The organism is Nocardia sp. NBC_00508, assembly GCF_036346875.1.
Classification (GTDB): domain Bacteria; phylum Actinomycetota; class Actinomycetes; order Mycobacteriales; family Mycobacteriaceae; genus Nocardia.
Genome location: NZ_CP107852.1, coordinates 1741579 through 1766424 on the forward strand (window position 1 = coordinate 1741579; position 24846 = coordinate 1766424).

General features: G+C 68.9%; 23 protein-coding genes and 1 tRNA gene. 6 read left to right on the forward strand and 18 right to left on the reverse strand.

Annotated features, from left to right (window positions below; all coding sequences use genetic code 11):
• The first annotated feature begins 161 nt into the window (after positions 1-161).
• The gene (locus tag OHA40_RS07825; protein WP_330232400.1) at positions 162-407 is read left to right on the forward strand and encodes a hypothetical protein; all 246 of its coding nucleotides are present in this window, start codon (positions 162-164) and stop codon (positions 405-407) included.
• Between the two features lie 6 nt (positions 408-413).
• Here the strand turns inward: OHA40_RS07825 and OHA40_RS07830 are convergent, their stop codons facing one another.
• Positions 414-1226: a helix-turn-helix domain-containing protein gene (locus OHA40_RS07830; protein ID WP_330232401.1), complete on the reverse strand. Its 813-nt coding sequence runs from the start codon at positions 1224-1226 to the stop codon at positions 414-416.
• Between the two features lie 273 nt (positions 1227-1499).
• On the opposite strand from OHA40_RS07830, the gene OHA40_RS07835 reads away from it, so the two are divergent.
• Positions 1500-2570 (forward strand): aldo/keto reductase, encoded by a 1071-nt coding sequence (locus OHA40_RS07835; protein WP_330232402.1) that lies wholly within the window; start codon positions 1500-1502, stop codon positions 2568-2570.
• A 164-nt stretch (positions 2571-2734) separates the two neighbouring features.
• Positions 2735-2992, forward strand: coding sequence for a DUF2798 domain-containing protein (locus OHA40_RS07840; RefSeq protein WP_330232403.1), 258 nt, complete (start codon positions 2735-2737; stop codon positions 2990-2992).
• A gap of 97 nt (positions 2993-3089) precedes the next feature.
• Here the strand turns inward: OHA40_RS07840 and OHA40_RS07845 are convergent, their stop codons facing one another.
• On the reverse strand, positions 3090-3674 hold the full coding sequence (locus OHA40_RS07845) for a TetR/AcrR family transcriptional regulator (RefSeq protein WP_330232404.1): 585 nt from the start codon (positions 3672-3674) through the stop codon (positions 3090-3092).
• A 170-nt stretch (positions 3675-3844) separates the two neighbouring features.
• On the opposite strand from OHA40_RS07845, the gene OHA40_RS07850 reads away from it, so the two are divergent.
• Positions 3845-4693 carry a TIGR03620 family F420-dependent LLM class oxidoreductase gene (locus OHA40_RS07850; protein ID WP_330234086.1) on the forward strand — a complete coding sequence of 283 codons (849 nt, stop codon included), beginning with the start codon at positions 3845-3847 and terminating at the stop codon, positions 4691-4693.
• On the opposite strand, the gene OHA40_RS07855 is transcribed toward OHA40_RS07850, so the two are convergent.
• Positions 4644-4726: transfer RNA gene (locus OHA40_RS07855), tRNA-Lys, on the reverse strand. The genes OHA40_RS07850 and OHA40_RS07855 overlap by 50 nt on opposite strands.
• Positions 4727-4750: 24 nt before the next feature.
• Positions 4751-5722, reverse strand: coding sequence for a DNA polymerase III subunit delta (gene holA / locus OHA40_RS07860; protein WP_330232405.1), 972 nt, complete (start codon positions 5720-5722; stop codon positions 4751-4753).
• Positions 5723-6138: 416 nt separating this feature from the next.
• Here holA and OHA40_RS07865 point away from each other — a divergent pair, with 416 nt between their 5' ends.
• On the forward strand, positions 6139-6846 hold the full coding sequence (locus tag OHA40_RS07865) for a ubiquinone/menaquinone biosynthesis methyltransferase (protein ID WP_330232406.1): 708 nt from the start codon (positions 6139-6141) through the stop codon (positions 6844-6846).
• Between the two features lie 159 nt (positions 6847-7005).
• Here OHA40_RS07865 and OHA40_RS07870 read toward each other — a convergent pair whose 3' ends face one another.
• From OHA40_RS07870 to OHA40_RS07915, 10 genes are all read right to left on the reverse strand, one after another.
• Positions 7006-9729, reverse strand: coding sequence for a ComEC/Rec2 family competence protein (locus OHA40_RS07870; protein ID WP_330232407.1), 2724 nt, complete (start codon positions 9727-9729; stop codon positions 7006-7008).
• Positions 9726-10772, reverse strand: a complete 1047-nt coding sequence (locus OHA40_RS07875) for a helix-hairpin-helix domain-containing protein (RefSeq protein ID WP_330232408.1) — start codon at positions 10770-10772, stop codon at positions 9726-9728. Before OHA40_RS07875 ends, OHA40_RS07870 begins: the two co-directional genes overlap by 4 nt.
• Before the next feature lie 295 nt (positions 10773-11067).
• On the reverse strand, positions 11068-11556 hold the full coding sequence (locus tag OHA40_RS07880; protein ID WP_330232409.1) for a GNAT family N-acetyltransferase: 489 nt from the start codon (positions 11554-11556) through the stop codon (positions 11068-11070).
• Positions 11557-11640: 84 nt separating this feature from the next.
• Complete coding sequence (locus OHA40_RS07885; protein ID WP_330232410.1) at positions 11641-12483, reverse strand: DegV family protein; 843 nt, start codon at positions 12481-12483, stop codon at positions 11641-11643.
• A 3-nt stretch (positions 12484-12486) separates the two neighbouring features.
• Positions 12487-13182 carry a diglucosylglycerate octanoyltransferase gene (octT, locus tag OHA40_RS07890; protein ID WP_330234087.1) on the reverse strand — a complete coding sequence of 232 codons (696 nt, stop codon included), beginning with the start codon at positions 13180-13182 and terminating at the stop codon, positions 12487-12489.
• A gap of 787 nt (positions 13183-13969) precedes the next feature.
• Positions 13970-14629: a histidine phosphatase family protein gene (locus OHA40_RS07895; RefSeq protein WP_330232411.1), complete on the reverse strand. Its 660-nt coding sequence runs from the start codon at positions 14627-14629 to the stop codon at positions 13970-13972.
• A gap of 236 nt (positions 14630-14865) precedes the next feature.
• Positions 14866-15279 carry a ribosome silencing factor gene (gene rsfS / locus OHA40_RS07900; protein WP_330232412.1) on the reverse strand — a complete coding sequence of 138 codons (414 nt, stop codon included), beginning with the start codon at positions 15277-15279 and terminating at the stop codon, positions 14866-14868.
• Between the two features lie 90 nt (positions 15280-15369).
• Positions 15370-16011: a nicotinate-nucleotide adenylyltransferase gene (gene nadD / locus OHA40_RS07905; protein WP_330232413.1), complete on the reverse strand. Its 642-nt coding sequence runs from the start codon at positions 16009-16011 to the stop codon at positions 15370-15372.
• A gap of 94 nt (positions 16012-16105) precedes the next feature.
• On the reverse strand, positions 16106-18061 hold the full coding sequence (locus OHA40_RS07910) for a hypothetical protein (protein ID WP_330234088.1): 1956 nt from the start codon (positions 18059-18061) through the stop codon (positions 16106-16108).
• Positions 18062-18063: 2 nt separating this feature from the next.
• Complete coding sequence (locus OHA40_RS07915) at positions 18064-19902, reverse strand: HSP90 family protein (protein WP_330232414.1); 1839 nt, start codon at positions 19900-19902, stop codon at positions 18064-18066.
• 450 nt (positions 19903-20352) lie between these two features.
• On the opposite strand from OHA40_RS07915, the gene OHA40_RS07920 reads away from it, so the two are divergent.
• Entirely contained in the window at positions 20353-20589 is a 237-nt protein-coding gene (locus tag OHA40_RS07920) for a hypothetical protein (RefSeq protein WP_330232415.1), read from the forward strand.
• Between the two features lie 89 nt (positions 20590-20678).
• Here the strand turns inward: OHA40_RS07920 and OHA40_RS07925 are convergent, their stop codons facing one another.
• From OHA40_RS07925 to OHA40_RS07940, 4 genes are all read right to left on the reverse strand, one after another.
• Entirely contained in the window at positions 20679-21020 is a 342-nt protein-coding gene (locus tag OHA40_RS07925) for an MmcQ/YjbR family DNA-binding protein (protein WP_330234089.1), read from the reverse strand.
• A gap of 2 nt (positions 21021-21022) precedes the next feature.
• Positions 21023-22450, reverse strand: a complete 1428-nt coding sequence (locus OHA40_RS07930; RefSeq protein WP_330232416.1) for a vWA domain-containing protein — start codon at positions 22448-22450, stop codon at positions 21023-21025.
• 3 nt (positions 22451-22453) lie between these two features.
• Complete coding sequence (locus OHA40_RS07935; RefSeq protein ID WP_330232417.1) at positions 22454-23332, reverse strand: AAA family ATPase; 879 nt, start codon at positions 23330-23332, stop codon at positions 22454-22456.
• A gap of 75 nt (positions 23333-23407) precedes the next feature.
• Positions 23408-24673 (reverse strand): glutamate-5-semialdehyde dehydrogenase, encoded by a 1266-nt coding sequence (locus OHA40_RS07940; RefSeq protein WP_330232418.1) that lies wholly within the window; start codon positions 24671-24673, stop codon positions 23408-23410.
• Positions 24674-24846: the final 173 nt, after the last annotated feature.

Sequence of the window (24846 nt, forward strand, 5' to 3'; positions counted from 1 at the left end):
CGGTACCGCGCGCCGTACCGACCCCCGCTGAGACGCAGCCGCCGTGGCCCCGATGACCACGGCGGCTTTTGTCGTGCCCACACGACGTACAGCCGACCTCTCTTCCCGGTGTTTCGGGATCGGCCCGCGCCGTGTCAGAGGTTCCAGCTACCATTCCGCGCATGGTAACCGTGTATGCCAATCAGACGGTCGTCCGCGCCGAGGATCTGCCGGACGTGATCCGCGCGGCCGAGGTGCTCGGATTCGGACTGAAGATCGAGAATGTGCTCGTTCCCGACGACGAAGACGGTTACTCGTTGGCGTGGATCGTCACGCGGGACGAGGACGTCCCCGAATACGAGGAATGGGAAGGACGCTACGAGGACGCGGACGACGACGGGGAGCTGGTGCTCAGCTCCGCGGAGTAACTCTGGTCATACCTCGTGCGCCGTGGCTGCGAGCCGATCCAGCGCCGTCTGGGAATCCTCGTCCGCAGCGCGATAGATGATGATCCGCTGGTCGGGATCCTGCACGGGCATCAGTACCTCGTAGGTGACGACCAGCGGACCCACCACCGGGTGCCGCAAGGGTTTGTTTCCGCGTCCCTGCACCCGGACGTCATGGCGCGCCCACGCCTGCTCGAACTCGGCGCTCTGTGCGGTGAGCCCGGCGACCAGGTCGGCCAGTGCCTGGTCGTCGGGATGGGCCGCCCAGGCCGCGCGCAGATCCGCGATGCCCTCGCGGATGATGCGCTCACGCTCGACGTAGAACTCCCGCATGCTCGGGTCCATCAGGCACAACCACATGGAGTTGCGCTGCCGCTGCGGCAAGGCGCCGAAGTCGGTGATCAACAGCGCCATCTCCCGGTTCCAGGCCAGGATGTCGTAGCGGTGGTTCACCAGCATCGCGGGCAGCGGCGACAGATCCCGCACCAGCATGGCCAACGCGGGCGCGGGCACCGTGCTCGGCTTGCCGTTGTCCGGCTGCCGCTGTCGCGCCAGATCGAACAGGTAGGCGCGCTCGTCGCTGGTCAACCGCAACGCCTGGGCCAGCGCGTTCAGCACCTCGGCCGACGGCCGCAGCCCGCGCCCCTGTTCCAGTCGCACGATGTAGTCGGTGCTCACACCCGCCAGTTCGGCGACCTCTTCACGCCGCAGGCCCGGCGTCCGCCGCGCCTGCCTGCGCTGCGGAAGTCCGAGATCGGCGGGGGTCAGACGCTCGCGCCGGGCCCGCAGAAAGGCCGCCATTTCCCGCACCCGATCCGCACCGCCAGCGGTCCTCGGGTCGCCGTGCCGTGCTGGATCTGCGCCGCTCCCTGGCCCTGAGTGGTCAGGCAAGCTACCACCTCCGGGCCCGAGGTCGCGGCGCTGGGTCGCGTTCACCGTGCCTGTCATCACCGTCGATCCTACGGGCTGACCAGGACTGGCTTTCCCAGGAAGAAGCTTCCCTTACCCGGCCGGCGCACACCGCTGAAAACTGTCTTTCGACAACACGGCATCGCGAACGACAAGGAGCTGGACATGTCCGGAGCCCGCACCCTCGACACCTATCGGCTGCTCGGCCGCTCGGGTCTTCGGGTATCTCCACTGTCTCTGGGAACCATGACCTTCGGCGCCGACTGGGGATGGGGCGCAGACCGGGACGAGGCCCGCAAGATCTTCGACACCTACGTCGAGCGGGGTGGCAACTTCATCGACACGGCCAACCAGTACACCAACGGCACCTCCGAGCAACTACTGGGCGAATTTACCGCGGACAACCGCGAAAGCCTGGTGCTGGCGACCAAATACACCATGCTGCGCCGACCCGGCGACCCGAACTCCGGCGGCAACCACCGCAAGAGCATGATCGCCTCGGTCGAGGCCAGCCTGCGCAGGTTGAACACCGACTACATCGACCTGCTCTACCTGCACGCTTGGGATTTCCTGACGCCGGTCGAGGAAATCCTGCGCGGCATGGACGATTTGGTGCGTTCGGGCAAGGTGCTGTACGTCGGAATCTCCGACGCGCCCGCGTGGCAGGTTGCCCGGATGCAGACGATCGCGGACCTGCGCGGCTGGTCGCCACTGATCGCACTGCAGATCGAGTACAGCCTGATCGAGCGGACCGTCGAACGCGACCTCATACCGATGGCAAGCGAATTGGGCCTCGGCGTGATCCCCTGGTCGCCGCTGGGCAGTGGTGTGCTCACCGGCAAGTACAGCCGCGCCGATCTCGACCACGAGGCGGACAGTTCGCCCGAGGGCAGCCGCAAGAACGTGGCCGCCGCCAGCGGCTCGCTCACCGAGCGCGGTCTCGCCATTGCCGACGTGGTCGAGCAGGTCGCGTCCGAGATCGGCACGACGCCTTCCCGGGTCGCGCTGGCCTGGGCCCTGCGCAACCCCGCCGTCACCTCGCCGATCATCGGCGCGCGCACCGTGGCACAGCTCGAGGATAATCTCGGCGCGCTCGACGTCGAGTTCGACGCGGCCCAGCTCGCCCGGCTGGAGCAGGCCAGTGCCGTGGATCTCGGCTTCCCGCACGAGTTCCTGGCCCGCCCGATGGTCCGGAACGTCACCTTCGGCGACTTGAAAATCGAAGGCCTCGACTGACCTTCGGTCCCATGCGGCGGTGCGAGCCGGACTTGCATCGCCGCGCGGCGGCTGCTTAAGCTCGGTGCCGCGACCTCGTGTCGCCGTAAGCGTTCACGTCAACCAACGCGTCGGCCCGCCACACGGCGGCGCCGTTGGCTGACGAGACATTTACGGAGCGACCGATGAATTCAGCGAACCCCCAGTCCCGCAACGGCTTCGGCAAGCTGCCCGCTCGCTACACGTCGGTGATCATGCCGATGCTGTTGTCGATCCTGATGACCTGCATCGTCTCTTTGATCAGCACCCTGATGAGCGATGGCCTCGCGATCGGGGTGTGGCTGCGTTCCTGGGCCGTATCCTGGCCCATCGCCTTCCCGACGCTGCTACTGGTGCTGCCGGTGGTGCGCCGCGCCACGGCGGCGCTGGTACGAACGCAATAACGCACCCCCGCGGGACCGGCGCGTTCCCTGCCGATCGAATTCGAAAGCGTGACAGCGCGACTGGGGAAGCATGCTTCGAAGCCGCCGCCGTATGCGCTCATTCGGGCGATCGAGCATTGCCACGGCGTCGTTCCAACCCCTCGAATAGCAACGGGAGTAGGCGCTCGCCAGCGGATTCGCCCCCCGAGGTCTGTTCGCATGCCCATGAGACACCGGCGACCAAAGTCAGGAATTCGACTGGCGTGATGTCGGCCCGCACCTCTCCAGCGCTCTGCGCGCGAGCCAGCAAGGTCGTTCCTGCGTCTCGCATCGCCGCACAGGAGGCGTGCAGAGCAGAGGTTTCGTCGCGCAGCGTAGCGGTCATCGCTGCGGTGAGCCCGCGGTACACCGTGGTCGTCTCGATGAAAGCCAGCGTCCAGGTGACCAGCGCCTCTCGCGGGGCCGGTCGATCGGCGAGTTCGCGTGCCCGCTCGGTCAGCGCGTCGAATCGCTCGCGCAGCAACGCCTCCAACAGCGTCTCGCGTGACGGGAAATGCCGGTAGAGCGTGCCGACCCCCACCCCGGCGCGTGCGGCGATGTCCTCCAGTGAGGCGTCGGTCCCGTTGGCCAGGAAGGCGACCCGCGCCTCGGTCAGCAGCCGATCGCGATTGCGCTGCGCGTCCGCGCGCGGGGCCCGCTTCATCGGGATCGCCTGCAGTTTACAAAACGGAGCATGCCTCCGTATTCTACTGGACGATAAACGGAGGTGGCCTCCGTTAACGGCACAGGACGACAAGGGTGATGACGATGGACTGGACACCAAAGGCGGAGATCCGACGCGGGCTGGGCCGTTTCGGTGTGTGGATCGCGCCGATGACACTGCTGCACACGCCGGTTGTCCGGCAGCGCGAACAGTTTCGGCGCATCGAGCGACTCGGATACGGCTCGGTATGGACCGGCGAAGCTCCCACCTCGTCGCCCGTTGCCGGTCGAGAGATCTTCGCCCAGCTGGCCGTTACGCTGGCTGCCACTGAGCATCTCGTCGCCGGTGCCGGCATCGCGAACATCACCATGCGCGCCCCGGCGGCGATGCACGCCGCGGCCGTGACCCTCGCCGAGGCGTACCCGGGGCGGCTGGTTCTCGGCCTCGGGGGACACAGCGCCGACCGCCCGCTCGGCACGCTGCGTGACTATCTGGACGGCATGGATGAAGCCGCCGTGCGGATCCGGCCCGACGTGCGCTACCCCCGAGTCCTGGCGGCTCTGGGCCCCCAAATGCATCGGTTGGCGCACGATCGCGCTGACGGAGTGCATCCGTTCCTCCAGCCGGTCGAGCACACCGCGACCGCCCGCGCGGCGCTCGGCCCCGACGCCGTATTGATTCCACACCAGGCGCTGGTGCTCGACACCAATGCGGCCAGAGCGCGCGGACTGCTGCGCAGCTTCCTCGGATCGGGCAGCCGCAATGTGGAGACCCCGTACACCCGGCACTACCGGCGGCTCGGGTACGTCGACGCCGACCTCGCCGACGGCCGCAGCGACCGCTTGGTCGACGCCCTTCTGGCCTGGGGAGACAAGGCTGCGGTTGCCACGCGCATCGAGCGGCATCTGGCCGAGGGCGCCGACCACGTGCTGCTGCATCCTTTGGCGCAGGAGTTGTCGGAGGCGGTCGACCAGCTGGAGCGGTTGGCTCCACTCCTGCTCGGGCAGCCTGCTGATTAAGAGTCAGCTGCTCTGCCGATCGAGCTACGCCGGGGCTGGGTCGCAGTCGCCTCCAGGTCAGCCCGCGCCGTGCAGGTCCAGGATCTGCCCCAGGGCATGTTCCAGGGCGTAGCCGGAGTCGGCGGCGCCGCCCTTGACGTCGGCGTTGAGTGTCGCGACCACCTGGAGGGCCGAGCCGATGGTGGCCGGGGTCCAGCTGCGGGCTTGGGCCTGTGCCTTCTTCACTTTCCACGGCGGCATGCCGAGCTGCTGGGCGAGTTTGAACGGGTCGCCGCGCCCGGCGGAGCCGACGCGCGCGATGGTGTGCACCGAGTCGGCGAGCGCGTCGGCGAGCAGGACATGCGGCACGCCGCGGTCGTTCGCCCAGCGCAGCGCCTCCATCGCACCGGGTCGGTCCCCCGCGACGGCGAACTCGGCCACGTCGAACCCGGAGACTTCGGCCTTGCCGGAGTAGTAGCGACGCACGGCCGCGACGTCGATCTTCCCGCCGGTGTCGGTGACCAGCTGCCCGCACGCCGCCGCAAGCTCGCGCAGATCCGAGCCCACCGCCTCCAACACGACCTGCACGACCTCGCCGGACACCCGCACCCCCGCGTTGCGGAACTCCCCGCGCACGAACTCGACCCGCTCGGCGGCCCTGGTCAGCTTGGCGCAGTCGTGGGTGACGGCTCCGGCCTTCTGCAGGGTGGGCGCGAGCGCCTTCGCTCGCCCGCCGCCGGAGTGCAGGACCACCAGCACCACACCCTCGACCGGGTTCTGCGCCGCCTCGGTGATCACCGCGACCGCGTCCTTGCCCGCCTCGGCTGCCGCCTCGAGGATGATCACCCGATCCTCGGCGAACAGCGAGGGACTCAGCAGTTCGGCCAGCTCAGCGGTGCTCGCATCGCCAGCACGCAACCGATCCACCGGCACCGCGTCCGGATCCGGCGCCAACGCCCGAACCTGCGCCGTCACCGCACCCAGCGCCCGTTCGATCAGCAGCTCTTCTTCCCCGAGCACCAGGTGCACGGCCGCAGGATGCTCACTCACCGCAACGCCTCCCCGACACCGGCCTCCACCGGCCCGAGGGCTGTGCCGTATCAGTCCACTCCTCGCGCGCGTTCACAGCCCGATCCTACGATCCGCCACTGACACACCGTCCCCTCCGGGCGGTGGAACGGGAGACGTGAACCCGCCGACCCTGGACGTCGACGAGCAGGCGACGGACCTGGACTCGGTCGAGTGGCTGGATTCGTCGGGACCGGGAACTGCGAGGCGGTAGGGATCGAGCCGCACCACGCGAACTCACGCGAGTGCGCAGCCGTGCGGAAAAGCCCAGGCGGCACCAACACTCCCGGGCCAGCTGTGGCCTGGCCCAGATCGTCGTGGGCGCTCACCGTACCGTCGTAGGGGAGCAACAGTTGCCATGCCGTTAGGGAAATGTACCGACCAGAGAGGTCCGAGAGATGACAAGTGACCGACTAGCTCACGGCAAAGGCTCCGAAGTACACGGGATCTTCCAGAAGATCGCCGGGTACTACGACCGGATGAACTTCGTCATGACGCTCGGCCGCCATGCACGATGGTGCCGGGAAGTGGCCGAGCGTGTCGCACCACCCGCGGGTGGACAACTCTTGGATATCGCTACGGGCACAGGTGTGATCGCCTTGGCGGCGGCGCAGCGGTACCCCTCCGTCACCGTGACAGGTGTCGACTTCTCGGAAGAGATGCTGACTCGTGCAATGACCAAGTCCGGGGCAGACGCGGTTCGATGGCGCCACGCAGATGCAGCCCGTCTGCCGTTCGAGGACGAGTCTTTCGACGGGGTTACGGAAGGCTATCTCCTCCGGAACGTCGAAGACCTGGCCGGAGTGCTTCGCGAACAGCACCGAGTTCTCAAGCCCGGCGGCCGGATTGTCATACTCGAAACTTGCCCCCCGAGCGGCCCGGTGAAGCCGGTCGTGGAGTGGGGAATGCGTATAGTCGTTCCGCTGCTGGGGCAGATAGTGGCTCGCGACCGGTCGTCCTACACCTATCTCGAATCCAGCACGCTCGCCTTCGATTCACCACAACATGTCGCCAATGTTCTGGGCGGCCTCGGTTTTCACAGCATCGGGTGGAGCAAGAAATTCTTCGGCACCAACGTCATCCTGTGGGCCACCAAATCGAGCTGATGAGGTTCGAGTTCCGAGCCGCTGCCACGGGCCGGATTGTGCTGCCGTCGACGTAAGTCCGTGACCGCGTCCGGCCGTTGTCGCTGCACGTCCGATCAGCACGATCCGCGCCGAAGAACGTCAGCAGACGCGAGGGTGGAGTATCCATAGCTCCGCCTGTCAGCGTGAATTGGTAATACGCAGACGCCCATCCTCGCTTCCGACCGCGATGTCGCCGTTCCGGTCTGTCCGAGCCACCGTTGTGCCGAGAGCGGACAAGTCCGCGAGAACGGTGGGGTTCGGGTGTCCGAATGTATTGTCTGCGCCGACACTGATCAGCACTAGGCCGGGGCGCACCGCTTCGAGAAATTCCTTTGTGGTGGTGCGTGATCCGTGATGCGGAAGTTTGAGGATATCGGCTTGGATGGGGATTCCGGCGCGCATCAGCCTACGCTGCGCGGGGGCCTCGATATCCCCCGTGAGCAGGATCCGGCCTGCCGGAGTGCGGGCGGCTACCACCACCGAACGGTCGTTGGCGTCCTCGGTTTCGGCGCCAGGAATCGGCCGTGGCCCGGTTCTGGACGGCGCCAGCACCTCGATTTCGACTGCCCCGAAATCCAATAGGTGTCCGGCCGACAACTCCAGCAGGGGTACGCCTGCGTTTCTGGCCACGGCGGCGACCTCCGCAATACCGGTGACCGGGGCACGCTGTCCGCCGCCGTCGCCTCGATACGTCGTACGCCCGTAGCCATTCGGGTCACAAGGGTTTTGCGTCCGCGACGAAGCGAAATCCGCGGGGCGTTCGTAACCTCCCTGTGCCCGACTCCGCGCGTCGCCCGGACCGATGAACGGACGGATCTGGCCGCCGTCAGCGTGGCTGCTCCCAGCATTGATGTGCCCGTGCGCACTTGCCGCAGGTCTCACCGAAGTCATCGCTCCGCATCCGAGGCTGGCTCGCGGGGGCGGGCGAGTTTGTTCGGGCGCCATGAGTGGGGGAACCCCATCGAGTTCGTGGATGCCGACGGCTATCGCATCGACCGTGCGGTCGTGTAGCGCGCCGGCGAGTCCGCCGATGTGGTCGGCGTGGGGATGGGTGAGGATCAGCAGCGGGATACGCGAAATGTTCAGGCGATCCAGGCAGTTCCGCATCGGACGCGGGTCGGGTCCGACGTCGATGACGATGGCGGACCCGGGCCGGACCGCGAGGGCGAGGCCGTCGCCTTGGCCGACGTCGCATGCCGCGATGACCCAGCCGTTCGGCGGCCAGCCGGGGTGCCAGAGGCGGACCGGAATGAGCACCGCCGCGATGCCGAGCACCATCGCGGCGGCGATCCGGCGCACAGCCTGCGCGCGCAATGCGGCGATGGCAACCGCGATGGCAGCGCCCGCGATCAGTCCGCCCATGAGACCGCCCGGAACTGTGACGGATGCGCCAGGAAGCGCTGCCGTGTGTCGGGCGACCGTGAGCAACCACCACAACGGCGGCGCCGCGCAGTGCAGGACGAGCACGGCAAGCGGTGACCACGGGCAGGACAGCACCGCGCCGCTGGCCCCGATAACCGTGATCGGCGCGACGACCGGCGCCACGAGAACATTCGCGAGCACCGCGACCAGGCTGAGTCGCCCGGTGAGTGCGATCATGATCGGCATCGTCACCACGAACGCCCCGGCGGAGACCGCGACGATTTCGGCGGGTACCCGCCACCATCCTCGGGCGCGCAGCCAGTCAGCCCAGCTGGGTGCCAGCAGGATCAAGCCACCGGTCGCGACTACCGATAACGCGAAACCGGCGTCGACGGCGAGTCCGGGCCACAGGGCCAGTAGCGCGATGATTGCCGCGCACAGCGCGGGCAGCGCCTGTTTTCGGCGACCGGTGAGTACGGCCATTACGGTGATCGCACCCATCGCACCCGCGCGCAGCACGCTCGGGTCCGGCCGCGCGATCACCACGAACATGAGCAGCGCCGCGGCGGCTACGACCGCTGCGGCGCGCGGTCCGAGCGTGAGCAGGCGCACGGCGGACAACACGACCGAAAGCAAGATCGTGAAGTTCGCACCGCTGACCACCGTGAGATGTTGCAACCCAGCGATTTCGAAGTCGTCGCGCAGGTGGCCGGACAGTGCCGAGGTATCGCCGACGACGAGCGCGGGCAACAGGCCGGCGGCGTCGGGTGAGAGTGCCCGCGCAGCCGACGCCGCGAAGTCGGCACGGATCGAATTCGCGATGCGCTGCCACCAGGGCAGCGGCCCCGCAACCCTCGGCGGCGCCTGTGCGTGCAGCGCCACGACGGTGAGGTCGGATCGGATCGGAAGATCCACCCTGGCCCGGAACTCGACCGGCCTGCCCGGCAATACCTCGGACCACTCGGGTCCGGAGGCAAGGACCACCACTGCGCCACCGGCGCGTACCGTCATGCCACCGCGCCGGTACTCCCGCAGATCCGCCCTGACGACCCACTCCCGATTGTCACCGAAAGCATTGTTGCGCAGCGGTTTCGGGTCGTCTGTCGGCGTGACCACCACACCCAGCGACAGCCCCGGTACCGCCCGCAGCGGGTGAGTGGCCACACGATGTTCCCGCCATGCCGCCGCGGCGGCGAACCCTGCGCCCAGGACCACGGCAGCCAGCGCCACTACCGCCACTGCCCGCCGACGTTCATCGCGATGCGCGACCGCCCACAGCAGCAGCGCCCACAGCCCGATGGCCAGCACCGCCAATGCCGAGCTCACCGCGAGCCCGGCCTTCCAGCCCGCCGTCAGCGTCACAATCGTTGCACCCCAACAACACAACGCGGCGGGCAGCAGTCGGGCGTCGAGCACCTGAAATGCACCGTCATGGCCGTCCGCTCCCGCATCCTCCACCGGACCGCCCGGGGCTACCTCGCCCTGCCGATCGGCGTTCATACCGTCACCAGATCCCGCAACCGGGCAAGGCGGGCCGGGCCGATGCCGTCGACCTCACCGAGTTGCTCGACGGAGGTGAAGCGCCCGTTGGTCGTACGCCAAGCGATGATGGCACGTGCGGTGATGGGCCCGACGCCGGGAAGGGCATCCAGTTCGGACTCGGATGCCGTGTTGAGGTCGACCTTGCCCGCCCGAGTCGACGGGCGGCCCGGTGTGGCCGCGGAACCGGACGACGGACGACCACCAGCGCCGATAGTCGTGCTGCCCGGCTGTGGGCCTGGGTTCGGTGTGACCGGACCGACCAGCACCTGGTCGCCGTCCGACAGCCGTTGGGCCAGGTTCAGACCGCTGGTGTCGGCCCCTTCGCTCGGCCCGCCCGCCGCCGCGAGAGCGTCGGCGACGCGCGATCCCTCGGGGAGACGTACCAGACCGGTGTGCTGGACGAGTCCGACGACGCTGACAACCAATTCGGGTGTCGCATCGCCCGCGTCACCCGACATCGGCGTTGCGCCAGGTGCGGCAATGGCACTCGCCGGGGCAGCCACACCGGATGGTCCCGCAGCGAGTGTCTGCCGCGTTACCGGCACCGGTGGGACCGGCTGAGTGATCGGCCGCTCGCGGAACACGATCACCCCGGCGACCACCATCGCGGCGAGCCCGGCCAGCGCGAGGGTGCGCATACCGCGACGACCCGGATCGAGCCGGATGCTCCGGAACCGTTCCGGGACCACACGATCCCGCCAACGCGGTCCGGCCGCGGGTTCTTCCAGCCAGCCGGGAGACCGCACGCGACCGACATCGATCTCGTCCTCTCCACCAGGCTCCTGGTCGGCAGGCAGCCGCCCGAGATCCCACTTTCCCGCCCAGTCCGCATGATCGTCCGACCGCGGCTCGCTCGCCCCAGCGGCGTCCTCGGAGAATCCCCGGTCCCGCACCGATCTCCGCCCGCCGCCTCGTCCCGGCCCGGGCGCACTTGCACCGACCCGGGCGGTCAGGTCGCCCAGCCGCCGTCGCACCCGCTCGCGTTCGTCCTGTCGTGACATGGCGGCGACGCTAGTGCCGCCGCGCGGCAGAAAGATTCGCCCGAACAGCCGATTCAAGAAACCTGTTGATAGCCGCCGCGCTGTGCACAACCCGGCCCGACAGTCGCATCCATGCCCCGTGACTCGGCGACGGAAGCCGCCGCACACCAGCGTGGCCACGCCGCGGCTACGGGAGTCGCTCCGGCCACGCGATGACCAGCGTTGCGGGAGGGCAGTCCCGATGGGGACGTAGGCCACCGCCTGACACAAATCCGGACTGCCGCGGATCACACCCGCACGTCGGAGACCCGGTGCCTCAGCGCATATCCTTGGCGAAGCAGTTCGACAGCGGCAGAACCTCGTACGGGGAGAAGATCGGGATGCGGTAGTAGCCGCTGCGTTCGTAGAAGCGGACGGCTTCCGGTTGCAGGTGGCCGGTCTGCAGGATCAGGCGAGGGCGTCCGGCCGCGCGGGCGGCGTCCTCGGCAGCGCCGAGCAGCAGCGCCGCGGCTCCCGAACCGCGGTGCGCCGGACGGACGAACATCCGCTTGACCTCGAGATCCTCCGCGTTCCAGCGGATCGCGGTGTGGCCGACCGGCCCGTCCGAGTACGCGACGAATGTGCGGTGCACGGTGCCGGGATCGACGGCATTCGAGCTGGTGCGCAGCGTCTTCGCCAGGTAGGCGTAGCGCGGTCGGACTTCGGCGGCCATCTCCGCGCGTAACGTCACCGCATCCGGGTGTTCCCAGTCGACCGACATCACGGTCAGCGGTGGACGAACCGGCGGCTGCGCGGAGCTGGTCATTCCCTTGACGCTAACCATACCTTCGGCGGCACGCGCGAATTCGAATCATCAAGATTGTTGCGCGAGCGCACACTTCGGTGCGCATCAGGCGCAACCACCGGGGATGACGAGCACGCCGATGGCGCCGAGCCCGAGATGCACCGCCAGCGCGGGGCCGAACTCGGCGACGATGAGTTCACGGATACCCGGAATGCGTTCGCGGAGCTGACCCGCGATAGTGTGCGCGGCGTCCTCGGCACCGAGGTGCTGCACCGCCACCGCCGCGCCGTCGTCACCGGCCGCGTCGACGGCCGCGGCTATGAGTTTCGTGTACGCCTTGGAGCGGGTGCGGACCTTCTCGCGCAGTTCGAGACGCCCCTCGACTATGTGCAGCAGCGGCTTGGTGACCAACTCGGTTCCGAAGAACGCCGCCGCCGTCGACAGCCTGCCACCGCGGCGCAGCTGCTCGGTGCGATTGACCAGGATGAACGTCCTGGCGCGGGCAGCGGCGGCCACCGCCGCGTCGTAGACGACGTCCAGCGGCGCCCCGGCCCGCGCCCGCCGAGCGGCGGCCAGGGCGGGCAGCCCGGTGGCCAGCCCCGCACCCAGCGAATCGACCAACCGGACCCGATCGGCGGCGTCCATATCGCGCACGGCCTGCCGACCGGCCTCCCAGGTTCCGGACAACTGCCGCGAAAGGTGCACCGCCACAACGCCGTCGCCGCCGCTGCGGGCCAACCCCTGCTCGTACACGGCGCGCAACTCGCCGGGGGAAGCAGCCGAGGTGGTCACGGTGTCCGTGGCGTAGTCGACGTCGACCGGGTCGACACCTTCTCTTATCGCCCGGTCACCGATCAGGACGTGCAGTGGGACGACGGCGATATCCAGCTCGTGGAGGTGTTCGGCGGGGAGGCTGGCGGATGAATCGGTGACGACCACGACAGCCACGGACTACCGAACCTCCTGCAGGGTCTTGACCATCGCGTTGGCCACCGCCGTGTGGCCTGCCCAGCCCCAATGGATGCCGTCCGGATTCGCCTCGCCGGAGAAGATGTTGTCGCGCACGGCTTCGGCCAGGTCGACCAACGGCACCGAGGTCTGCTCCGACCAGGCTTGCAACACCGCGACGGCGCGCGGCCGACCGGAGTGCACGCGCCCGTAGGCGTCGCAGTTGTGCACCGAGGGCAGCACCGCGACGACCGGCAGATCGGGCCGCAACTGCGCGAGCGCGGTGCGGGACTGTTCCAGGTAGTCGACGCTCACCTTCGGCGGAAGGGCCACGGGGCGGCCGAGTTTCGACAGTTTCGGCTGCAACCAGTTGTAGGTGGCGCGGACGATGCGGCGCAGGGCGGGCGGGCGCACGTAGCGGATCAGCTCGCGCAGTGCGGTCGGCAGCGGCGAGGGCAGCGTGTCCATGCCACCGACTGCGAATACCACCGCACCGGCGCGCGGTACCGCGGCCCACACCCGGGGGTCGCCGATCAGCGCCCAGTAGGCATCGCGGCAGGTCCAGCCGATCCGCCCGACCAGCTCGACATCCCAATCCAATTCGGCCGCAACGAGGTTCGGCCAGATGCGCGGGTCGTCGGCGGGCAGACCGCCCTTCGGGCCGAAATAGGACAGCGAGTCGGCGAGCACCAACAGCACCGGGCGCGCGGTATCCGGTTCGCCGGGCTCGCCGACGGCAACTGACTCACGGACGGGATCGCTCGACCCGGCCGCCGATGCAGTCGCGAGGCCTCCTACACTCTCGGGTTCGGTTGCCGCCGTGGAAAGCTCGACCACCGAATCGGGCGCGTTGGCTCCGGAGACTTCGACCGCCACGACCGATTCGGTCGACGCGGCGGCGGTCGGCTCAGGCGATCCGGCGGCCGCTGGGGCTTCGAGGATCTCGACCGGCACCGAGTCGGCCGATTCGGCTGCCGCACCAGCAGCCTCGACCGCCGTGGCGGTCGACGCGGATGTGTCCTCGATGGCGGACGCGACCGACTCGTCGGCAACCGCCGCCGACTCGACCGACACGGCGGCAGGCGCGGGGGTTTCAGCAACCGACTTGTCCACAGCCACCGCGGCATCCGCGTTGTCCTCGACCGCATCGGCGGCCCCGTCGTCATCGCCGACCGCGGACTCGACACCGCCGGATCGCACGACGACGGGCTCGACGTCGATACCGGCACGACCATCCCGCTCGACCTCGGCGGCGTGGTCTATCGCAACCGATCGATCGTCTTCCGCGTCGCCTCCATCGGATTCCTCGGGGGACGACTCGGCCCCGCCACCGGATTCCGCCGCACTCGAAGACGCTGCCTCGGGCTGTGCTTCGGGTTCGGGCGCAGCCAGCGGCGGGCCGCCGAACAACGCGTCCGGCAGCTGCCGCTCGGCCTTCGCCGACACTCTACGGAACAGTTCGTCCGGGACCGATCTGATCGGCTCATCAGAGGACATCTGGTGCTACCTTCGCCGCTGCGTTCCACACATCCAGACGCCAGCCGGGCTGTTCGATGCTCGGGCCGTGACTGCTGAGCTGCACCCAGCTGGTGTTGGCCAGTCCTCCGAGGATCGGCCAATTCTGCGGCGGCAGGTCGAGCAGCGCGGCCGTGAGGGCGGCGATCAGCCCGCCGTGCGCCACCAGGATGATAGTCCGGCCGGGCCAGTCCTGCCGCTCGGACAGCAACTCCTGGACAACCGGCAGCGACCGCGCGCCGACCTCGAGTTTGCTCTCGCCGTTCGGCGGTGTGTAGTTCGCGTCCAGCCGCCACGCCAGGCGCGCGCCCGGGTAGTCCGCGTCCACCTCCAGGTGGGTCAGCCCCTCCCAGTCGCCGAGGTTGGTCTCCCGCAGCCTGGTGTCCGGTACCACGGTGAGGCCGGTGTGCTCGGCCAGCGCGGTCGCGGTATCGAAGGCCCGGCGCAGATCCGACGAGAGGATCGCCGTGGCATTGCGCGAAACGAGCTCGCGGGCAGCCTCTTTCGCTTGTCTACGACCGAGTTCGGTGAGATCGGTATCGATCTGGCCCTGCATCCGGTCGGCGGCGTTCCATTCGGTTTGCCCGTGGCGCAACAGGATCAGGGTACGCACGCCGGCATGTCTGCTCACGACTCCGCCTCGCTGGCGCTCGGCTCCGTCGCGCGCAGCCACGCGCTGTGCCTATGGTTCACTCGCTCACGCTCGCTCACGACTCCGCCTCGCTGGCGCTCGATTCCGTCGCGCGCAGCCACGCGCTGTGCCTATGGTTCACTCGCTCACGCTCGCTCACGACTCCGCCTCGCTGGCGCTCGATTCCGTCGCGCGCAGCCACGCGCTGTGCCTATGGTTCACTCGCTCACGCTCGCTCACGATCGCGCCTCGTCCTCCGTCGCCGCGGCGCGCGCCCCCGGCCCCGCGCCGGTGATCCCGGCGACCGGCACGACGGGGCAGTCCTTCCACAGCCGTTCCAGCGCATAGAAATTGCGCTCGTCGTTGTGCTGGATGTGCACCACGACGTCGACGTAGTCCAGCAGCGCCCAGCGACCTTCGCGGGTGCCCTCACGCCGGACCGGCTTGTGCCCGGCGGCGCGCAGCTTCTCCTCCACGTTGTCGACGATGGCGTTCACCTGCCGCTCGTTGGGCGCGGACGCGATGACGAAGCAGTCCGTGATCACCAGCTGTTCGGACACGTCCAGCACCACGACATCGGACGCCAGCTTCTCGTCGGCCGCCCGCGCGGCGACCTGGGCGATCTCGACCGACTCGACCGACGCGCTCATGCCTGCACCTCGCCGGCGCTCGGCTCCGGCATGATGGTTCCCTCGCTCCGCTCGCTCACTGCCTGCACCTCGCTGTGCTCGTTCAAAAGCTCAGCTACCTTCCGCTGCTCCGGGCACATACAGGTGCCGCTTCGATATGTACTGCACCACGCCGTCGGGGACGAGGTACCACACCGGCCGGTTCTCGGCGGCGCGGCGACGGCATTCGCTCGACGAGATGGCCAGTGCGGGGATTTCGATCATGGTCACCGCATCGGCCGGAAGATCTCGCAGATGGTCCTCGAGATGATCGGTGTTCAGCTCGTACCCCGGACGGCTCACCCCGACGAATTTCGCCAGTTCGAACAGTTCCGCCCAATCCTGCCATGTCAGGATGCTGGCCAACGCGTCCGCACCGGTGATGAAGTACAGCTGAGCGTCCGGATACTGCGACTGCATCTCGCGCAGCGTGTCGACGGTGTAGGTGACCTTGCCGCGGTCGATGTCCGCACGGCTGACCGAAAACCGCGGATTGGACGCGGTGGCGATCACGGTCATCAGGTAGCGGTCCTCGGCCGGGCTGACCAGCTTGTGTGACTTCTGCCACGGCTGCCCGGTCGGGACGAAGATCACTTCGTCCAACTCGAAGCGGTGGGCGACCTCGCTGGCGGCGACCAGGTGCCCGTGGTGGATGGGGTCGAACGTGCCGCCCATCACCCCGAGCTTGCGGCCGCGCCGACCTGTCTCGTGCATGACTGCCGAGCTTAACGGGTCGCCTCGTGCCGGTCACCAGGGCGGACGCCAACTGGGGACGCCCGCCCGCACACCGACCGGTAGCAGCTCGGCGCTAAGCGCTGGACTCCAGGCCGCCACCGCCCATCTCCAGCATGCGAGCCAGGTGAGCGCGGGTACGCGCGAGTTCGTCGGCCGCCTCCGGCGACTGCTCGGCCAGCGCGGCCAGCTCTTCGGTCAGCGCCCGCATCGACGGAAGCCACGGGCCGGGACCGGCGCCGTCGGACACCTGAAGCCATGCCGCCGCCCGCAGACAGCGCGCCCGCGCCGCCACCTCGCCCAGCCGTGCCCACAACTCGGCCGCGCGGTGGTAGGCCGCCACGGCCTCCTCGGCCTGCCCACAGTGCTCCAGCGCGGTGGCTGCCGACCACGCGAGCTCCGCGTGCAGCTTCGACCGCTCCGGATCGTGCTCGATGAGGCGGGCCCCGTCGAGGAAGTGGCGCGCGGCCTCACGGTGCCGGTTCAGCGCGGTCAGGGATCGACCGAACTGCGTGCGCACCACGGCCGATTCCGCTGGTGGATAAGGTATCTCGCCGTCGGCGAGCACCTGTTCGAACAGGGCTACCGCCTCGCCGTGACGTCCGGCGCGGTGGAACGCCCTGGCGGCGACCAGGGTGTGGTGCAGGACGTCTGGTTCGGAGAGCCCTTCCCAGCGAGCGGCGGCACGCACCGCGGCGTCGGCGAGGTCGAGCGCGCGGTCCGGTTGACTCGCGATGGCGATGACCAGTTGTGCACCCAGCCGGGCGGTCTCCTCCCGGGGCAACACCGGCGTGCCGAGCGCCAGAGCCTCCCGCAGGTGGGCTTCCGCCTCCTCGGGTGCGTCGCCGAGCCGGGCGGCGCCGAGTTCGGCGAGCCGCCGCACCTCGACGGTCGGATCACCGGAGAGTTCCGTGGCCGCGGACAGACCGCTCGTCGCATGAGGCAACCGGCTGCGCAGGCCGAGCGGCAGTCCGTCCAGCAGCGGTCGCGTGGCGAGCCGGGCGGCCGTGCGCAGGCTGACCGCGCTGTTGCCGTTGCGGGCGTCGTAGCGGGCGCACAGCGCGCCGATCTCGACCTCGAGATCCGCACGGACCGACTCCACGGTCCCGGACGCGAGCGGGAGATCGCCCAGCCGCAACGCCACCAACCTGCGCAGCAGCACGCACACTCCGGTCGCGAACGCGAGCCGTGCGGCGGCGTCGGCACCCGGGTCGGTGAGCCAGCTCGCGTGTTCGGCGAGGATCTCCAGTCCGCGCGCCTCGTTTCCGGTCAGGGCGCAGAACTCGGCGTGCAGCGCCACGGAGGCTCGCAGGTCCTCGGTGTGCCGGACCAGCGGGTACCCGGTCAGATGCGCGCCGCGTGCGGCTGCGACGCGACCGGTGCGCACCAGCGGAAGCAATGCCTCGGCCAGCACCCGGTGCGGTTCTTCGGCGCAGGCGCGGTCGCCGTCGAGCACGGGCTGCCAGTGCGCGAGGCCTGCCTCGTCGTCGCCGAGAGACACGCTGGCCGTGCCCCATTCGTTGCGCTCGCAGGCGTCGCAGTCGGACATGCTGTCGCGCCGAGCGGCCATCGCCGCCTCCAGCCACTCGGCGGCAGCCGCTCTGTCACCGGTCTTGCGGGCGAGTTCGGCGCGCAGCGCCAGCACCGGGCGCAGACTGTAGCCGCGCTGGCGAAAGCGGTTGTCGAGTTCGTCGAACCAACGGTGAACCGTGGGCAGCGGAATCGACGGGTTGTCGATCATTCCCCAGGTCATCCACTTCAGGTGCCAGTGCACCGAATGAGTCATCGGTCCGAGCTCGACGGGGTGATCGTCGTAGATGCGCAGCAGCCTGCCGTAGGCGACCGGTACCAGATCGCGTTCGCCCGCCAAGGTGTACGACTTGGCCAGTTCCAGCAGCACACGGCCTTCCAGCGCGCGGTCCGGTCCCGCTTTCGCGGCCGCGGTCAGCGTTTCGAGTCGCTCGGTCCGCATGCGGCCGTGCGGTAGTGCGTAGACCTGCGCCAACTCCGTGGTGATCGCGGCCGTGTCCATGCTCACTCGGTCCCTTCACCGCGGCGCGTAGCCCAGCCGAGGAATTCGCCGAAAGCGCGGTTGAGCAATGCGGTGTCGGCCGCGCTGAGCGGGCGGTGAGTCATCAGCAGGGCTTGGCCGTACAGCGATTCCACCGCCGCCTTCAGCAAGCCCGGATCGCCGATGCGGGTCAGTCTGCGCACGATCGGGCTGTGGTGGTTCAGGACGAGCTGGGCCCGTGGCGCGGCGGCGGCCAAGGCGCCGAGGATCTCGGTCCACAGCTCGTCGGCGCCCTCGGCGGTCCGCGCTCTGGCGCGTTCATTGCGGGCGGCGCGTCCGTCGAGGTAGAGCGCCGGGACCGACACCGGATGGAAGGCCCGCATGCTCACGTCACAGGACAGCGGGTCCAGCACCGTACGTGCCAGCGTGAGCACCGGGGCGAGCGCCAGTTCCTCGGCCGGGTCGACCGGGTCGAGCGCCGCGGTGATCGCCCCGGCGTCGAGTTCGACCACCTCGACGCCGTACACCAGTCGTGGCAGCAGCGCGACCAGGTCGCGGTCGTAGGCGTAGCCGCCGTTGACGACCCCGATCCCCTGCGCGGCGGCGGTCGCCGCCACCTGACGGAACTCCTCGACCGTCGAGGTCACCCGCACCGTGCGATGCTTGCGGGCGAACTCGGTCAGCGGCACCCGTCCGTCGGTGGTTTCGAAAACCAAGTGGGGCAGCATGATTCGGAGCAGATCGAGTGAATGCCTGGCCATCGCCTTCACGCCGAGTGCGTGCACCGACAGGAACGCGGCCAGCCGCCGCGGCTGCTCGACGGCGATCTCGGTGAGCCAGTCCCGGATCTGGTCGCCGAGCACCTCTCGGACGACGGCAAGCCGCTCGTCCTCGTAGAGCGCCTCCCGCGACGCGGTGGGGCGCAGCGTGTCGGTGTCGATCACACAGCGCACGAAGAACGCCCAGTCCGGCAGCACGCCACGCACCGCGTCACCCAGCAGCATTCCTTTCAGGTACACCCGATGCGCACTGCTCTCGCTCGGGTTCCCCGGCTGGGACAGCACGTAGGCCACACCGCTTACCCCGGCCGGACCGGCATCGAGTTCGATGACATCGAGCGGCGGGAAGCCCAGCGCCCGGTGACCGTACTCGAGCAAAGCGGCTCTGCGATCCTCCGCGGTCGGATACGTGCGCCGCCATACCGGAACACCCTCGGTGACCGACTCCACGACACCATCGGATTCCACCGTCACCTCATAAGGCAGCAATGACCCGAATTCGCGCGCCAGATCGATGACCCGCCGCGGCTGGAACCATGCCTGCGCTCCGCCGCGCGGCTCGAGCCACACCGTCGTGCCCGGCTCCGGGTGCTCGCCCGGATCGAGCGCGCGCACGGTGTACGTGCCGTCGGCGGCGGCCAGCCATTCGACCGGCGGGGCCGCGGTGTCGGTGGCCGATCGAGTGACCACCCGGATGGTCTCGGCCACCGTGAAGCAGGCCAGCAGCCCGATCCCGAACTGCCCGAGGAACTCTCGCCGCGCACCTTCGATGTCATCACGCTTGGACGAGCGGCCGATGGTCGCCAGGAACCGGTGTACGTCGGCCTCGGTCAGACCGATGCCGGGATCGCTGATCCGCACCCCGGACTCGTCCACCACAACCCGAATCGTGCTAGGCGACAACGGATCCAGTCGCGTACGCGCGGTGACCGCGTCGACGGCGTTCTGCAACAGCTCGCGCAGATAGACCCGCGGACCGGAGTAGAGGTGATGGGAAAGCAGATCGACGATCCCGCGCAGATCGACCTGGAACGAATAACTGTCGTGTACCGCCGCCGGACCTTGGGGGGTTCTGTTCACCATGGGCGCTGATCTTGTCGGCGTGCGCCAAAGATTCGCTTAACGAACGCTTTTCGCTCGGAGTTCCGGCTCCGACTCCCGGTAGTTCGCGCGACTTGACGCCCTGGCTGGTTCCGGTCACGGCGGCAAGCATCGACTGACGCTCACCCGGACAGACCCTGGCGAGCCGACACGCCTCCACCGGAGTGCTCGACGTTCGTCGCGGCCGCAATGTGACCCGCGACGACTTCGAATTCTTCCGCGACCGCGGGGCCGAACACAGCAGCATGTGGAGCTTTCCCCGACGAATCGCCGGTGCTGCCGACACGTTCGACCAGAGCCGACAACCATTGTTAGGGTCGGCAACCGCGGACGGCGAGAGGTCTGCCCGGGACGCCTGACATCTTCAGGACTCCGTTCGATCACCCGGATCAACACAAACTGCGCACCACTTCGATTCGAAGGAGGACACTCATGCGATTCGTCAAAGCAGGTGCCATCACTCTGGCACTCGCCTGTGCCACCATCATTGGAGCCGGCGCGGCACACGCCGACCAAACCGTAACCGTCACCGGAAGGCTGCTCGGCTGCGCCTTCGAAGGCGTGGTGGACTTGGACGTGGCCGCGCTGCTGAAGGTCGGTCCCGGCGGCACGATCACCGTCTCCGACGATGTGTACGCCGAACTCGAGGCCGCTAGCTGTCTCGACTGAGGTCCAAGGGGTCGTGTTGCCCGTCGCACGCCACCCACGGGCAACACGGCCTCCGCCGAGTAAGGGACCCGCACGTTTCGCCGTTCGGCTCAGCCGGTGGGCCGCTTGGACTTCGGCAATTTGCTCACGATCGCCGCATAGGAGAGATCAACCAGCTCGCACAGTTCGTCGTCGGGGACCGCGCCCGCCAGCCGGATGGTGTTCCAGCCGTAGCGGCCGATGTAGGCCGATGCCGCGACGTCGTTCGGATACACCCGGACCAGTTCGTCGGCCTCCTCGCGGGTACGTCCGCATTTGAGGCCGACCGAGGTATCTCCGAGGAAGGCGAAGATCTTGTCGCCGACCTTGGCGACGACATCACCTTCCCACGGCTCGTCCTGCCAGGCGCCCGGTTTCGCCAGGCAGTAGTTCAGCAGCGCGGCCTCGTCCATGCTCACACCGGCAGCAGCCGGGACACGACCGCGGTGAGCTGCCTGGCCGAGCGGCATTCGTGCATCTCGATCACCTCGCGGTATTTCTCCGCAGCGGAATCACCGGTGCCCCACTGGTCGCGCCGTTCCGGATTGAGCCAGTGTGCGTGCTTGGCGACCGCGACCAGCGACCGCAACGTGGCCAGCTCCGGGTCACGGTAGTTCGTGCGGGCGTCGCCGAGGATCAGCAGCGAACTGCGGCTGGTGACGGCGTCCGGGTAATCCCTGGCGAACCCGGCCAGCGCATGGCCGTAGTCGGAGTGCCCGTCGAAGCCTGCGACGCTCGCCTCGCTGAAGATCCTGGTCATCGCCTGGTCCAGCTGGGTGCGCGGATCGAAGAACCGGGTCACCTCGTCCACCTGGTCGACGAACGCGAAGATCCGCACCCGGGAGAACTGTTCGCGCAACGCGCTCACCAGTAGCAGCGTGAAGTTGCTGAAACCGGCCACCGACCCGGAGACGTCACACAGCAGCACCAGCTCCGGGCGGCCGGGCCGCGGCTTGCGGTTCACCAGATCGATCGGCACGCCACCGGTCGACATGGATTTGCGCAGGGTCCGGCGCAGATCGATCTCGCCGCGACGGGCGTGCCTGCGGCGCACGGCCAGGCGCGAGGCCAGGATGCGGGCCAGACGCCGGCTGCTGCGTTTGAGTTCGGCGAGTTCGGCCTCGGAAGCGCGCAGGAAATCGACTTCTTCGGCTTGGCGGGCGACGCCGTAGCCGGCCACCCGCTCGCGGCCGATCCGTTCGGCGACACGGCGCCTGGTCTCCGCTTCGACCGTCCTGCGGAAATCGGTGATGCGCTGCCGCGCCGCGCGGCGGGCGATCTCCATGTCGAAATCACTGGTGTCGGGTCCGGCGGCCAGACCGGCGAGAATCTTGACCAGCAACGTCTGCGGCTGCACCTCTTTCAGGGCTTTGTACGCCGAAAACGACGAGTGGCTCGCGGCCTGGTACTGCCCGAGCTGTTCGACCAGCTGTGCGGCCAGCGCCTCCAGCTGCGCGGTCGCGTCGTCCTGGGTGAGCAGTTCGGCGAGCAGCTCGCGCAACGCCGGGATGTCCACCTCGCCTGCCGGTGTGCGGGGAATCTCGACCTCGTCCGCCGCCGCGGTGCGTTCTCCCAACGCGACCGGGAACCACAGGTCGAACAATCCGTCGAAGATCGCGCGATGCGTAGTGCGCCGCAGCAGCGCACAGGCCAGACCCTCACGCAACACCTCGCGGTCCATCAGGTCGAGCACGGTCACCACGCGGCCCGCGTCCACCGTCTCGGAGGGGCCGACCGGGATCCCGCGCGCCCGCAGCGCCTCCACGAATCCGACCAGATGGCCGGCCAGCCCGTGCGGCGCACCCAGCGACGCGACCTCCGCAGGGATCGATCCCGCCGCCATGGCTCAGGCCAGCTTCAGTTCGGCCAGCGCACGCTGGTGGTCGCTCTGGTGCTTCAGCACCACGCCGAGGGTGGCGCGGACGGTCGTGTCGTCCAGATCCCGCAGGCCGAGCGCGAGCAGGGTGCGCCCCCAGTCGATCGACTCGGCGACCGAGGGCAGCTTCTTCAATTGCATACCGCGCAGCACGTGCACGATCCGCACCAGCTGCGCGGCGACCGCGGCGGACAGCTCGGGCACCCGGCTGGCCAGGATGCGCCGCTCCAGTTCCTCGTCCGGGAAGTCCAGATGCAGGTAGAGGCAGCGACGCTTGAGCGCCTCGGACAGGTCGCGAGTGGCGTTCGAGGTGAGCACCACGAACGGCTTGCGGCTGGCGGTGATGGTGCCCAGCTCCGGAACCGTCACCGCGAAGTCGCTGAGCACCTCGAGCAACAGGCCCTCGATTTCGATGTCGGCCTTGTCGGTCTCATCGATCAGCAGCACCGTGGGATCGGTGCGCCGGATCGCGGTGAGCAGCGGCCGCGACAGCAGGAACTCCTCGGTGAAGACGTCGGCCTTCGTCTCCTCCCAGTCGTTCTCGCTGGAGGCCTGAATACGCAGGATCTGCTTGGCGTGGTTCCACTCGTAGAGCGCGCGCGCCTCGTCGACGCCCTCGTAACACTGCAACCGGACCAGCTCGGCCCCCGAGGTCTGCGCGACCGCGCGCGCCAACTCGGTCTTGCCGACGCCCGCCGGTCCCTCGATCAGCAGCGGCTTGCCCAGCCGATCGGCGAGGAACACCGAAGTGGCGGTGGCCTTGTCCGCCAGGTACCCCGTGCTCGCCAACCGCTCGAGCACATCGTCCACCGACGCGAAGACCGGTTCTTGACCCGTACTGTCCGACACCACCCGGCACCTTTCTTCCGAACCCACCCCCACGCTACGGCAGCACCGACTCGGCGTCGCCGCGGCCTGGGCAGGTCAGACCGGGCGGATCTGGCCTTCGCCCCAGACGATCCACTTCGTCGAAGTCAGTTCCGGCAGCGCCATCGGGCCGCGGGCGTGCAGCTTCTGGGTCGAGATGCCGATCTCGGCCCCGAAGCCGAACTGCTCGCCGTCGGTGAACGCGGTGGAGGCGTTCACCATGACGGCGGCGGCGTCGACGCGGCTGGTGAACTCGCGCGCCACGGCCAGATCGCCGGTGACGATGGCCTCGGTATGACCGGTGCCCCAGGTATTGATGTGCTCCACCGCCGCGTCCAGGCCGTCGACCACCTTGAGGGCGATGTCCAGGGTGAGGTACTCCTCGCCCCAATCGGCGTCGGTCGCCGGAACCTGCCCGGGCAGGTCACCGTGGATGGTGACGTCGTGCCGCTGCAGAGCGTCGGTGAGCCTCGGCAACGCGGTATCGGCGATCGCGGCGTCGATCAGGACGGTCTCGGCCGCGTTGCACACGCTGGGGCGGCGGGTCTTGGCGTTGATCAGGATCTGCTCGGCCATGTCCAGATCGGCGGCGGCATGGACGTAGACGTGGCAGTTGCCGGTGCCGGTCTCGATGGTGGGCACCTGCGCGTCGCGGACGACGGCGCTGATCAGCCCGGCGCCGCCGCGCGGAATGACGACGTCGACCAGGCCGCGGGCCTGGATCAGATGAGTGACGCTGGAGCGGTCCTCGCTCGGCAGCAGTTGCACGGCGTCGGCCGGAATATCCTGCGCGACAAGCGATTCACGCAGCACAGCGACGAGCGCGGCGTTGGAGCGGGCAGCCGAGGACGAGCCGCGCAGCAGGGCGGCGTTGCCGGACTTGAGCGTGAGCCCGAACGCGTCGACGGTGACGTTCGGCCGGGCCTCGTACACCATGCCGACCACGCCCAGCGGCACGCGCACCTGCTTGATCTCCAGGCCGTTCGGCAGGGTGGAGCCACGGACGACCACACCGATCGGGTCGGGCAGCCCGGCGACCTGGCGCAGTCCGGAGGCGATGCCGTCGATGCGGGCCTTGCTCAACCGCAGCCGGTCGAGCAGCGACTCCTCGGTGCCCGCGGCCTGTGCCGCGGCGATGTCCTCGGCGTTCGCGGCGAGGACCCGGTCGGCGGCGGCCAGCAGTGCGTCGGCGGCGGCGTGCAGCGCGTCGTTCTTCCGCGCGGTCGTCAACTGCGCCAACGTCCGCGACGCGACGCGAGCCCTGCGCGCGGCCTCGTGCACCGCTGCACGGATATCCGGCTGGGTCGTCGTTCCTACCGTCATGAGGTACAGCCTACGCACCGGGTGCACCGGCGATTCCACCCGCTGACCTCCCCGGGACCGGTGTCGACGTACCCGAGCGCCCGCCCACTCGACAGCCGGGGACGCCTGGCAGCGTGTCCGCGCGAACCGTGCAAACACGCGCTGGAAGATACCGCGGATCTGCCCGCATTCGG